12 protein-coding genes are annotated in these 13,493 nt (G+C 39.7%); 5 read left to right on the forward strand and 7 right to left on the reverse strand.

The genetic code is table 11. The features are described 5' to 3' along the window. Window positions 1-122: 122 nt before the first annotated feature. Both E1176_RS14645 and E1176_RS14650 read left to right on the forward strand, forming a co-directional pair. Entirely contained in the window at window positions 123-941 is an 819-nt protein-coding gene (locus E1176_RS14645) for an aminotransferase class IV (RefSeq protein ID WP_185152825.1), read from the forward strand. 64 nt (window positions 942-1,005) lie between these two features. Further along, entirely contained in the window at window positions 1,006-3,516 is a 2,511-nt protein-coding gene (locus E1176_RS14650; RefSeq protein WP_155211383.1) for a CHAT domain-containing protein, read from the forward strand. Window positions 3,517-3,541: 25 nt separating this feature from the next. On the opposite strand, the gene hpf is transcribed toward E1176_RS14650, so the two are convergent. Next, the gene (hpf, locus tag E1176_RS14655) at window positions 3,542-3,844 is read right to left on the reverse strand and encodes a ribosome hibernation-promoting factor, HPF/YfiA family (protein WP_155211384.1); all 303 of its coding nucleotides are present in this window, start codon (window positions 3,842-3,844) and stop codon (window positions 3,542-3,544) included. A gap of 103 nt (window positions 3,845-3,947) precedes the next feature. Continuing rightward, window positions 3,948-5,696 (reverse strand): aspartate--tRNA ligase, encoded by a 1,749-nt coding sequence (aspS, locus tag E1176_RS14660; protein ID WP_155211385.1) that lies wholly within the window; start codon window positions 5,694-5,696, stop codon window positions 3,948-3,950. A gap of 84 nt (window positions 5,697-5,780) precedes the next feature. Here aspS and E1176_RS14665 point away from each other — a divergent pair, with 84 nt between their 5' ends. The 3 genes from E1176_RS14665 to E1176_RS14675 all read left to right on the forward strand — a co-directional run bounded on the left by E1176_RS14665 (window position 5,781) and on the right by E1176_RS14675 (window position 7,512). After that, window positions 5,781-6,338: a hypothetical protein gene (locus tag E1176_RS14665; protein ID WP_155211386.1), complete on the forward strand. Its 558-nt coding sequence runs from the start codon at window positions 5,781-5,783 to the stop codon at window positions 6,336-6,338. Window positions 6,339-6,341: 3 nt separating this feature from the next. Further along, window positions 6,342-6,794: a nucleoside deaminase gene (locus tag E1176_RS14670; RefSeq protein ID WP_155211387.1), complete on the forward strand. Its 453-nt coding sequence runs from the start codon at window positions 6,342-6,344 to the stop codon at window positions 6,792-6,794. Between the two features lie 112 nt (window positions 6,795-6,906). Next, complete coding sequence (locus tag E1176_RS14675) at window positions 6,907-7,512, forward strand: superoxide dismutase (protein WP_155211388.1); 606 nt, start codon at window positions 6,907-6,909, stop codon at window positions 7,510-7,512. Window positions 7,513-7,673: 161 nt separating this feature from the next. Here E1176_RS14675 and E1176_RS14680 read toward each other — a convergent pair whose 3' ends face one another. From E1176_RS14680 to E1176_RS20755, 5 genes are all read right to left on the reverse strand, one after another. Then, on the reverse strand, window positions 7,674-10,619 hold the full coding sequence (locus E1176_RS14680; protein ID WP_155211389.1) for a S8 family serine peptidase: 2,946 nt from the start codon (window positions 10,617-10,619) through the stop codon (window positions 7,674-7,676). Window positions 10,620-10,853: 234 nt separating this feature from the next. Beyond that, on the reverse strand, window positions 10,854-11,495 hold the full coding sequence (locus E1176_RS14685; protein ID WP_155211390.1) for a response regulator transcription factor: 642 nt from the start codon (window positions 11,493-11,495) through the stop codon (window positions 10,854-10,856). Window positions 11,496-11,522: 27 nt separating this feature from the next. Continuing rightward, window positions 11,523-12,287, reverse strand: a complete 765-nt coding sequence (locus E1176_RS14690; protein ID WP_155211391.1) for a sensor histidine kinase — start codon at window positions 12,285-12,287, stop codon at window positions 11,523-11,525. 2 nt (window positions 12,288-12,289) lie between these two features. Continuing rightward, a complete protein-coding gene (locus E1176_RS14695) occupies window positions 12,290-12,940 on the reverse strand; it encodes a hypothetical protein (protein WP_185152826.1) in 651 nt (216 codons plus the stop codon). Further along, the coding region (locus tag E1176_RS20755; RefSeq protein WP_222933157.1) for a hypothetical protein at window positions 12,937-13,493 on the reverse strand (557 nt) is incomplete at its 5' end. The genes E1176_RS14695 and E1176_RS20755, both read right to left, overlap by 4 nt.

The raw sequence follows: 13,493 nt of genomic DNA on the forward strand, positions 1-13,493 counted from the left end.
GTGAAGTGTTTCTACTACAGAAAATACTACAAATAGTCATTTAGAGTTTTTTAAAATTTCAAGTGTTTAATACACAACATTTTGGTTAAATTCACTGCATGTATTGCGTGATAAATCAACGAATGTTGAAGGAGGAGGACGCTTCTCTAGGCATAAGAGATCTTGCACTACTGCGAGGTTATGGTATTTTTGATTTCTTCAGATTGTCAAAAGGAGTACCGCTATTTATCGATGATCATTTAGATCGCTTTTACGCTGCAGCTGAGAAAGTTAGACTCGATGTGCCGTATACACAGCAAGAACTTAAAAGCAGAATAGGCGAGCTCCTCAACCTCAACGAAATGCCGATATCAGGGGTGAGACTCTTACTTACCGGAGGGTATACACCAGATGGGTTCGATCCCGGCCATCCCAACCTGGTGGTTACACAAGAGCCTATTTCATTCCCTTCTACAGAAAAATACACACACGGTATTAAGCTCATTACTTACGAGCACTTACGTGAAATGGCACATGTAAAAACGATCAACTACATGACTGGGGTTTGGCTGAGAAAGAAAGTGATCGAAGAAAATGCCTATGACGTAATTTATACTTATCAGAATAAAGTCTTAGAGCTCACCAGAAGTAATGTATTCATTGTTGATAGTGATAACAAAATCGTCACTCCAAAGGAAAATGTGCTGATGGGTATTACCCGTAAAAATCTGATCAGAGCTATTGAAGCTGATGGTGGGTATACAATTGAAGAAAGGGACGTCTCTGTAAATGAATTAGTAGAGGCAAAAGAAGCTTTTTTGACAGGCACAACTAAAAAAGTGCTACCCATTACTCAAATCGATGATAAAAAAATCGGTGGTGGTCAAGTAGGGAAAGTCACCAATAAAATGATGACATTATTTAAAAAAACTGAAAGCGATTACGTGGAGTCACACGAGTAGAAGAAAACCAGCCCATCGGTTATTAGCCTGATTTAAACTATCTTCATATAACCAGTCTGTCCAGATGAGCCGAATAATTACCTTTCTGATAATAATGATCATGGGCTTCAACGTTTCCGCTCAACACTGGAGTGACTATGTCATAGCGGCTAATAAGCAGACGGAAGAAGGACATTACGACAGTAGCATTGATCTGCTCAAAAAGGCTTTATCTGCGATTGAGCCAAATGATATTTCAGGTCAGTCTTCAGTGCTTTTAAAGTTGGCTAATGTCAGTCAATTATCTGGTGACTTAATAGCAGCTAAGAAATATTATAGAAAATTATTTACCACCACAATCAATGAGCCCGGCTATTATTCCTTGTCTATGACGGGTCTATTTGGCTCAATTGAGATTTCTTTAAGCCAACGGCAGTATGATAGCACCGAGTACTATTTAAATTATGCCGATAAAGTGAATGCTAAAAACATATCCCACCAGAAGTGGGCAGAATGGCAGATGAAAATTGACAATAGTTTGGCCATTTTATACAACAGGCGTGGACAACCACAAAGAAGTATTGAGCTTTATCAGCGCCAGATCAAATTATTTAAAAGCCCTACCTCTGCCTTAGATTCTACACATCTGAGCGACTTACATCTCAACCTGTCTACGACCTACATGAGTCTTTCTGCTTATAATTTGGCAGAATTTCATACCAGGGAGAGTCTTAGGCTTTTAGGAGGAAAATCCGGTGTCAAATATTTTCAAACCATTAATAATCTGGCGAGTATCTACAGGTATACAGAACGGCTGGATTCAGCTAAGATTATGTTGAATGAGCTTGTCGCTTTAGTCGAAAACCAACCGAATGAGCCAATAGCCTTGTATGCCACCCTACTCAATAACCTTGCAGAGATCTATTTAGATGAGGAGGAATACGATTTAGCATTGAGGTATTATGAGAAAGCGATTTCTTTTTTAAAAGACCATTACCAATCTCACACTTTCGTTTATCAACAGACACTGGTTGGTCTGGCAGAAACCTATATGTTTAGTAATGAATTGGATAAAGCAGAAAAGATTTATATCGAATCAAAAGAACTGCTTTTGTCAGATATTGCCTCAAATTTCACTTATCTATCTGAAGAGGAGCAAAGAGCTTTTTACCTCAATCTTGTATCAATTATGGAAAGTTTCGAACTATTTGCAATGATTAGAGGTGGTGCGGCCAATTGGCCCGAAATAAGTCACAATAAGCAAATTTATGGTCACTTTTTTGACTTTAGACTGGCTACAAAAGGCCTGCTGCTAAACAATTCATTTCGACTCAAAAAAGAAATACTAGCTTCCGAGGATGATGAGCTCAAAAAAAACTTTCAAGACTGGCAAGTGGTCAGAGATCAATTGGCTTCGGCTACATCTATTGATGAAAAGGAGCGATTATTGAAAAAGGCTGAAGTTTTGGAGAAAACATTGGCTCGCCAAACGCACCAGTTTGATGGCGCAAATACCCCTACAAGGTCATGGAAAGATATACGGCAAAAATTAGCTCCGGGTGAAGCTGCTGTAGAATTAATCAGAATTTTTAACGGATTTTTTTATGTAGCGCTAATAGTAACTCCAGACACTCAAAGTCAACCGGAATTAGCACTAATTAAAGGAGAGACCGATCGTCTGTTAGAAAAGGAATATTTTAACTCCTACCATAATCACATTCAATTAAAAGTAAAAGATACCACTTCGCACCGAATCTTTTGGAAGCCGATAAAAGACACGCTGGAAGCTTATTCTGATAATCCTATAAAGAAGATCTACATAGCTGCAGATGGTATTTATAACCAAATCAATCTAAACACATTGTTCGATACTGAGTCTCAGATTCATTTGCTCGATCAGGTTGAGCTGGTTCAACTTTCAAGCCTCAACGACCTGTTCGATGCTCAGCATACAGACGTAAATAAATCTGCGCTACTGATTGGGCGGCCCGACTTCTCTAATACAGAATTTGCAGATTTGAAAGCCACTGAAGATGAGGTGAAAAATATCAATACTATCTTAAATCAAAACGGAATTGAATCCCGCTATTTTACCGGAAGTATAGCCAGTGAGTCACTGTTAAAATCATTGGATAAACTACCCGGTATCTTGCATTTTGCCACCCATGGATACTTTGTTGAAGGGGAAGAAGAGCAATCTCTGGTCGATTATATGTTACAATCAGGTATAGTGCTCTCGGCACCAGAGCCGAGCAAGGAAGATGGTATTCTTACAGCTTATGAAATGACTAATTTGAATATGGCAAACACAGAGCTTGTGGTCTTATCTGCCTGCGAAACTGGCCTTGGTAAGGTCGAAGCCAGGGAAGGTGTCTATGGCTTACAAAGAGCGGTGCATATCGCAGGGGCGAGAGCAATTATTATGAGTTTATGGAAAGTAGACGACCAGGCAACCAGTGAATTGATGACACACTTCTATACCAACTGGTTAAGCATGGGAGATAAAAGAGCGGCTTTTATTGAAGCTCAACAGCAATTAAGAAAAAAGCACCCCGAGCCATATTACTGGGGCGCTTTTGTGTTGGTAGGTGATTAAATCACCCAGTTTTATTTAGGTGCAATTAACGCTTGGCGTATTGCTTTTCCTTAGTTTTTTTAATCTGCCTTTTGATTTTATCTACTGCTTTGGCAATCGACTCATCAAACTTCTCCGATCTGTGATCTGCATATAATGACGGACCAGGTATAAATACCTTAATCTCAGCGATTTTGGTTTCTTCCTCGTCATCGTTTACCGACTTGAGGTATACATCTATACCTGTGATGTTGTCATGCAACTCATGAATCTCACTTAGTTGAGATTCCAAATAGCTTTTTAGTTCGTCAGTAGCGTCAAAACCTACTGTTTGAATATCGTATTTCATAATCGTTAGTTTCTTTTAGTTCTACTCTAACAACTATAAAACAAGCCGTTTGTTACCGAATTTTCAGGTTTATTCTTTTAGAATCTTCCCAAATGAAGCACGTTTATTTTTTAAGTGCGATGGCTAATTCGTCAAGCTGCTCGTTACTTACAGCACTAGGTGAGTCTATCATTACATCTCTACCCGCATTGTTTTTAGGGAAAGCAATGTAATCTCTGATAGAGTCAGAACCACCGAATAAAGAGCAAAGCCTGTCAAAACCAAAAGCGATACCACCGTGTGGAGGAGCACCATATTCGAAGGCATCCATTAAGAAACCAAACTGAGCTTTAGCCTCTTCATCACTGAAGCCTAAGAGCTTAAACATTTGCTGTTGAAGTCCTCTGTCGTGAATTCTTATTGATCCACCACCTACTTCAACACCGTTGATTACCATATCGTAAGCATTGGCTCTTACTCCACCTGGAGCAGACTCTAGTTTGTCAAAATCCTCGGCCAGAGGAGAAGTAAACGGGTGGTGCATCGCGTGGTATCTTTCTGTATCTTCATCCCACTCCAGTAGAGGGAAGTCAAGTACCCAAAGCACCTTATAAATATTCTTATCTCTCAGGCCAAGTTCGCTGCCCATATGTAGGCGAAGCTCATTCATTGCCTTTCTCGTGTGGTCAATATCACCGCTCAATACAAGAAGCAAATCACCAGGTTTTGCATTGCACTTAGTGGCCCACTCAGCCAGGTCTTCCTGAGAGTAAAACTTGTCTACAGAAGATTTGTAGCTGCCATCTGCATTGCATTTTACATATACCAATCCTTTAGCGCCAACCTGTGGTTTTCTCACGAAATCTGTTAATGCATCCAGTTGCTTTCGTGTGTATTCGGCACATCCTTCGGCCTTGATACCTAATACAAGCTCAGCGCTGTCAAATACATTAAAACCTTTGCCCTGAGCAACATCATTAAGCTCAACAAATTGCATGTCAAATCGGGTGTCGGGCTTATCTGAGCCATATAATCTCATGGCATCCGCATAGCTCATACGATCAATTTGCTCAATGTCGATGCCTTTTACACTTTTAAATAAATGCTTTACGAGACCTTCAAAAGTGCCGAGTACATCTTCACGCTCAACAAAAGACATTTCGCAGTCTATCTGAGTAAACTCCGGTTGTCTGTCGGCTCTCAGATCTTCATCTCTAAAGCATTTAACCAACTGAAAGTATTTATCGAAACCAGATACCATAAGCAGCTGCTTAAAGGTCTGTGGAGACTGTGGCAAAGCATAAAATTGTCCTTCGTTCATACGAGAAGGTACAATAAAATCTCTGGCTCCCTCAGGGGTTGATTTTATCAAAACAGGCGTTTCTACTTCCATAAAATCGGCCTGATCTAAAAATGCACGTGTTTGCTGCATCATACGATGGCGTAGTTGCAATTTCTCACGCACTGTATTTCTACGTAGGTCGAGGTAGCGGTACTTCATTCTTAAGTCTTCACCACCATCGGTTTCGTTTTCAATAGTAAAAGGAGGAGTCTTAGAAGCATTGAGTACTTCAAGATCAGTCACTTTTATTTCTATATCACCGGTAGGTATTTTGTCGTTTTTGCTGTGACGCTCCACAACAGTACCAGTAGCTTTTATCACAAACTCACGGCCTAGTTTTGTTGCTTTTTCGAAAAGCGATTTCTCAGTTTCTCCTTCTTCGAAGATCAATTGAGTAATACCATATTTGTCGCGTAAATCGACCCACAATACACTACCTTTATTTCTTACACGTTGTACCCATCCACAAAGGACTGTTTCTTGTGAGGCATTATCAATTCTTAATTCTCCGCAAGTATGTGTTCTTAGCATGCTAAAATTTTTAATTTTGGAGGCGCAAAGTTAATGGTATTAATTTTGGTTAGAAACTAGATAGAATAAAATTCAGATAAAGAAATGTCAAAAATATTAATTGTATTGGGTCTGGTGAGCTTTCTTGGCCTGGAGCAGGATAAGCTGGTAAAGACAAAAGTAAACGATCATATCACTGTGTCTTTGCCTGAAGATTTCTTTCCAATGTCTAGCAGCGACCTGGCACAACGCTTCCCTTCCGTAAGACAGCCCATAGGGGCTTATACTAACATGGAGCGTATTGTTGATTTTAGCATAAAGCAGTCTGCCACGCAATGGCGATCTTCTGATATTGAAATAGCCAAAGGATTTTTCAAGGCTAGTTTGGTCAACTTATACGATCGGGTAAAGATTCTAAAAGAAGAGATTACCACTATTGATAAAAAGCAATTCATTGTTTTTGAGATGGAAACACGCATCAATGGTGATAAATTTTCGCTAGATCAGAAAGACCCTGTGAGAAGCTATATTTACGTGCAATATTTACTTATAAATGGTAAGACGTTGGTGTTTGCTTTCAACAGCCCAATTCAAATGAAAGAGGAGTGGCAACCTATGGTTGAAGAGATGATGCAATCGATCAAAGTAAAAAAGAGCGTATAGCCGATGTCTCTTACCATACATAGTGACGAACACTTTATGAAGGAAGCCTTAAAGCAGGCTCGCATGGCTGCTGAAGAGGGCGAAATACCAATAGGAGCGGTGGTGGTCGCTAATAAGCAGATCATAGCAAGAGCTTATAACCAGACCGAAAGACTAAATGATCCTACCGCGCATGCCGAAATGCTCGCACTTACAGCAGCCACCAATTACCTCGGAACAAAATACCTTGTCGACTGTTCCCTCTATGTAACTTTAGAGCCTTGCGGTATGTGCGCAGGTGCCTTATACTGGTCACAAATCGGGAAGCTAATTTATGCAGCGAGAGATGAGAAAAGGGGCTTTAATTTTATAAATCCCAAACTTATTCACCCGAAAACAGAAGTAGTACAAGGGCCCTACTCCACGGAGGCAGGGCAGCTAGTGACAGACTTTTTTAAAAAGTTACGCAACACATAGACATAACTGATAGCAGCATAAATATTAGTTAACAAGAAGGACTTTTTGTTGACCCATCGTCTATGTATATTTGAAATAAATAGATTGTTAAACCAATAAAACCAATAAAATTATGGCTTTCGAATTACCTGATTTACCATACGCACACGATGCATTAGAACCACACATTGATGCAAGAACTATGGAGATCCACCATGGTAAACACCATGCAGGTTATACAAGTAAATTAAACGGTGCGATAGAAGGCACTGATATGGAAGGAAAATCTATTGAAGATTTACTAAAAAACCATAGCGATAATAATGCAGTAAGAAACAACGGAGGAGGGTATTATAACCACGACCTTTTCTGGCAAGTAATGTCTCCAAATGGTGGTGGTGAACCTTCTGGTGATCTTGCCAATGCAATTAACGAGGCGTATGGATCATTTGATAAGTTTAAGGAAGAGTTTGCTAATGCAGCAGCTACCAGATTTGGTTCTGGTTGGGCCTGGGTTTGTGTACACCAGGGAGGTAAAGTAGAAATTTGTTCTTCTCCTAACCAGGACAATCCATTAATGCCAAATGTAGGTTGCGGAGGCACACCTATTTTAGGTATCGATGTATGGGAGCATGCTTACTACCTTAATTATCAAAACCGCAGACCAGATTATATTTCAGCATTCTGGAATGTTGTAAACTGGGATGAGGTTTCTAAAAGATATGCTTCTGGTAAGTAATTAGAAGTACCATATAGAAATAAAACAAAAGTCCTCCGGTGAGTGTCATCGGAGGACTTTTTTGGTTTAGGGCTGCAAATAAAAGGTTCATTATTAACAGCATTCAAGATGAAAGAATAGCAGCCCCAACCCTAAGGTCGAGGCTACGCTACAAGCCAACTTTAATCTTTATCAATTACTATTCTTTCGGTTTGAATTTTGTCACCAATCTTAAGTGTGAGTATATACACCCCATCTTTCAATCGGCTTACGTCATACTGCTCTACATATTCTCCTCGATTGTGTTGGCCTTTATAAAGCTGTCTGTCAATCGACTCAAGTACATTTTGCAAGCTTATACTGACAGGCACATTATCAGAAGGAATATTGTACTTGATATAAATTTGCCCGGTAGATGGATTAGGATATACCAATTGTGATTTCTCAATAGTAGTCGGCTTTTTAAGCTCCCAATTGTCTTTAGAGGAGGCCTTGATAACGAATCGCTCTCCACCCTGGAGTTCTTTTTCTTCACCGATTTGCAGTACATCCAGAATTACACCCTCTCTTTCTTCTTCAGAAACTTCGACTTTAAAGGCAAGATCCATGGAAAAGGTCTCTTTGCTATAGACCGGGATGTCATGAATGGTCGCTCCTGGTCTGGCGATGTGCAGCATATTTTCATCTATGATTTCTACGCCTTCAAGCTTGGCTTTCTGAATTCTTTCAAAGAACTCAGGCTCTGTTCTGACGAAAATTTCGCCACCTCTTTCAAAAAATGGTTTTCTGAATTCTTCTTTGAAGCCTTGATCATGAAATACGAGGTCTATGTTACTCCAACCTCTGATAATGCCTCTTACAAATAGGCTCATGAAGTCTACATCATTATCGTAAACTGATATATTTTTCCAAACGATGTTGTTATTTCTTCTCACATTACCACTTACGCCTACACCATTTTGCTCATTAAACATTGGGTCAGATGGAGACTCGATTCGAGCTAACAGGCAGAAATGATGTACATCGTTTGAAAAATCAGCAGGGTTTGGCGGGTACCATGGAATTTCGATGATTTCTGAAGCTCCAGGTGCAATTGCTGGTATCGATACAGTGTTAACCTTGTCTCCATTTAATACACCAGCTATGTTATAATCGTCCCAATGTGTTGGCCATACAAGTCCTGTTGAAGCCTTAGAGAAGTAAAGCGAAAGATTGGAGCAATCACTGGTAGTACTGCTGCGGTTAGTGATTTTTACATAGACACCATTAGGACTAAATAATTTAAACTCCGGGTTTTGGTGTGTAATCCCTCCATCTAAATTTTGTCTCACCCATATATCTTCACTAATCCACATAGGGCCACCATCTGGGTTAGGTTCAACACCCGTGTCAAATGGTCTGTCTTTAGAGTATATGTCAAAAGAAAAATTGTTTGGTAACATTGATTGAGCCATAAGTACAGCAGCTTCAGCATCTACTAAACCATAGCCCATTTCAGTGTGCCATGTTCCGTTTGGTCTTCCTCCAACATTAGCGTAGGCATAACCACCTACTTTTTGAGCAGTTTGTTCAATGATGTCCTCTACTTCGTCATGTGTTAAACATGGGTTTACTGATAAGATTAAAGCAGCAACCCCTGCTACCATCGGGCAGGCAGATGATGTGCCACCAAATGAGGCCGTATAATCAGTACCATCATAACCGCTTCCACCTTGTCTGTCAGTTGTAGATATCATAGCGCCAGGTCCCATGACATCGAGTTGGGCACCAAAGCAGCTACCTTGGAATGAGTTCCATGACAAACATGAGCTACCACCTGTTGGATCAACCCTTAGTCCACAATCATCTGCGGCTCCAACGGCTATAATGTCTGGGTTACTATTAGCAGGGTACGAAACTGCATTGTTTGAGTTACCTGCCGCAAATACGATTATAGTTCCAAGCCCACCTCTACCATTATTTAAGGCGTTTGTAATTGCATTGTCAATGATAGCATATTGAACGCCAGAACCCCAGGAATTACTGATAATGTCAGCACCATTTTGCCAAGCCCAGTTAATACCATCGGCACGTTTCTGTCTGGAGTTTGGAGAGCCCACCAAGGAGTTGCTTATCGACATTAGTTGAGAATTTGGTGCTACACCGCTTACGCCAGTGTTGTTGTCTTGAAGAGCACCTATAATACCGGCACATGCAGTACCATGAGAGCCTAATACGAGAGCTGGGGTGGTTCCGGACTCAGAATCAAAGCCAGTTCCGAATGTGTTCCCTTGTAGATCAGGGTGATTCATTTCAAAACCATGGTCTAGTACAGCGACAATAACATCTCTACTGCCTTTAGAAATTTCCCATGCATCTAATGCATTAATATCAATACCCGCTGTGCCACCGTACTGGCTGGTGTTTTCTAAGCCCCACTGATCGGTAAATAGAGGGTCATTAGGGTCATATTCCAGGTCATCAACCATAAGGTCTGGCTCAGAATGCTCAAACATTTTTGATTCATAAAATCTATTAGCCATTTCAAGCGCATTGAGCTTGGAGTCGTTGTTGGTTTTAAGGGTGTACCATAGCGGCATAAACTTATTTTGGCCTACAACCTCAGCCCTTAAGTCAACGGCCAATTTACTCAGCCGACCGAAGTCTTTTTCGTTTCTTAGCTTTACATAGAAATACTCAGATAGACCAATTTTGTCTTCATTTGCATTACTGAAGTATGGCGAAGCATGTGTGATCGCTCCAAAAGCCTTCAACTCTTTGAGGTAAGCGCTATATTCTTTTTCAGAAAGTTTTTGTTGAAGCTTAATCTCTGCCCAGTATTTGGTGCCTTCGGTAGATTGCCCCACAGACTTTAATGTTTTAGTAACATCATTGACATCAAATTTCTCTACAATTGCTCCTTTGTTTACCAGAGATCGAAGTGCTGAAGAGTCAGAAACTTCTGAAGAAGCCACAAGATAAACATACTCAGTGTTCAGACTTAGAGGCTGTTTTTCTCCCTTGTAGTAATAGTAATACTCTTGTGCATAATTAATTGTGCTCATTGTGAGCAGCGCACACATCAAAAGCAGTGCTTTTAATGGTTTTGTGCCGTCAGGCACTTTGATGATTGGGTAAGTTGGTTTCATAATAAGGGTGTTTTGTTGTTTTTCTCTTACTCTATCGAAGCTTTTCAGAATCCGCTTATAGTTTTGGTTTAGAGATTCAAAATTAGGAGCCGGCTGAGCGGTAGAGTAGAGGAAAAGCACCCTTAATAAAGGGGGAAAACACCCTTGTTTAATGTTAAATAAGGATTAAATTATATTGATATTTTAATTTATTACGTGTGTAATGAAAATATTATTTTGTTAGAATAATCATGTTTAGATTTTGAATAACTGATGCCTGATGGCATATATGACCAATCCGATTCGACTTTTTACATGTAGTTTTTCAAACAGAGACTCTCGATAGCCATCAATAGTTTTAGGACTTAGGCACATGTCACTGGCTATTTCCTTGTAGGTTTTTTCGGTACAAGCGAGTTTTAGAAATTCGACCTCTCTGGCTTTGAGTGCAACCTCACTTTCATCAGGTCTGTGTAGTGAGGTAAGTACTGTATTGGTAATCCGGTCAGAATAATGAAAACCCCTGTGTACTACATCTTCCAGGGCGTTTTTAAACGTCTTCGGATGAATATCTTTAAGGAGATATCCTTTAGCACCTGCCCGAAGCATTTTAATTATCGTTTGCTCGTCATCATCCATAGATAAGGCCAAAACCTTGGTCTGCGGAAAATCACTACTCACCTTTTCTGTGGTTTCTATACCATTCATTACAGGCATATTGATGTCCACTAATGCTATATCCGGTCCAGAGGAATTTTTAAGTTTTTCCAGAAACTCCTGCCCGTTTTTGGTATGGTACAAAACCTGAAATTGATCAAACGTATTTATTAAATTCTCAAGCGCCTGAGCAAATAATAAGTGATCATCAACTATAGCCACAGTATATTTCTTTTTCATGTGCGTTAGACTTTATATGTTATTTGGCTATTCAGTGTTTTTATTCCTAAGCGGATATATTAATTCTAATTTCGACCCTTTTTGTACAGCAGAAGTAATGGTGTATTCTGCACCAATAAGTGCGGAGCGACTTTTCATATTGATGAGTCCAGATCCTTTGGTTACTTCAGTGTAATTAAAGCCAATACCATTTTCAGTAGCAGTGATCGATAATTGTTGAGGGGTATAAGTAAGTAAAACTAAAAGCTCACTGGCTTTGGAGTGCTTTATTACATTATTAAAAAACTCCTGGAGTATTCTGAAAATAATAATCTCATCCTGATGGTCTATTGGTTTGGGTTTACCCGTAATCACCAGTCGAGCTTCTAAGAAGTTTAGTTTATTAAAACGATCGAGTTCAAGTTCGAGAGAGGCTTTTAGCCCTATCTCCCTGATAACATCAGTATTCAAAGCCTTGGAGAGTAACCTTATTTCTTTCAGACTGTCACCTATCAAAGCACTGACTTCGTCAATTTGTTGTTGGTGGGGGTCATCTATTTTAGCATGTAAAACATTTAGCTGTAATCGTGCAACGGAGAGTAGTTGGCCAATATTATCGTGCAATTCCCACGCTATGTTTTTAAGGGCTTGCTCATGTATTTCTATCTGAGATTTAGCGATCTCTTCTTCAAATCTTTTTTGTGCCAGTAAGTACTTATTCTTTTTAGACTGAAAAACCCCAAACAATAAAATGATGATGACCGCGAGAATCATCATAGTAATTGTAGCTCCAAGTACTACCTCGTGTTCCATGGTTAGATTTCCATTTTTTTGCTTACTACAAAGCCAATGCTAAAGCAGGTATACATTACCAAGTTGATGGTAAATATGATGGCAATCCAGGTTTCGGAGAAGCGGAATTCCGGCAAGAAGTTGAGACTAATCGCGTAGGGGATGATCGATGCATAGTAGAGCACTAATCCGATACTTACCCAAAACAACAGGTATTTTTTGTAGTATAGTACCTTTTCGCTATTGAGGGTTTCTAATAAAAACAGACCTATAGCAGCAATTAAAAGTATACCTCCCAGAGCAAAGGTATACGAGTGAAAAAGACTGGTGGTCATTAGTTTTTGAATGAAAATGAAATTTATAGTGATCGCAGCTGAGAATGTAATTATAAAAGCAAGCACCCATTTTCGATAGCGCTTCGTTTTAATCTCTTTGTAGTAAAGTGTTAAATAATAGAGATACATCACAGATGTGAGCACATTGTAGATAAAATTATTCTGACTTCTGATTTCATAATGTTTGAGAAACCACATGCTAAACTCAACACCAACCACCAGCCATAAAAGCCATAGAAAATACTTTAAAAACGTGTGAGCGTATTTTTTATAATAAACCGAGCCGATAACCGCAGTTATCAGCTCAATAAATTTTAGTACACCAAGGAGGCTCATCAATGATCACTACAATTGGGTTCGCACATTTCCGCCATATTAGCTACAGAGCTGGATGTCTCGTTAGGAGAGGAGGCATCGGTAGCCATACTCTGTGGGTTAGGTTTTTTATCACCAGTAATAATTTCGTGAATCGGCAGTGGTTTACCATTCTCATCAAGGTGTAAAGGATCAAAGGCGATATGCGCATTTTTATCTTTATTAAAATAAGTTGGTACATAAAAGAAAGTCTGGTAATCGGCATATTTACCAGAATTATCATCATCAGGATAAGCCACGTAATATGTTCTAATACCGGAAACTTTTATACCTACTTTTCTGGCCTCACGCTCTAGGTAGGCAAAGTATTGCTTATAAAATTTTAAGGAATGCCATGCGTAACGCGAGTCACTTTCACCATCTTTTAACTCTGACAAAGCACGGGCTCGCTCTTCGTATGCTTTGTACATGGCTTGAGCGCGTTCTAAACTTATGAGCTCTCGAGGAGGCTCTGCATCCATTGTTTCTTCAGGTGGAATTGGATTTTCTGTAGGATCTGGGTTGCTGTCATTACTAT

It is taken from the genome of Fulvivirga aurantia (assembly GCF_009711475.1).
Lineage (GTDB): Bacteria > Bacteroidota > Bacteroidia > Cytophagales > Cyclobacteriaceae > Fulvivirga > Fulvivirga aurantia.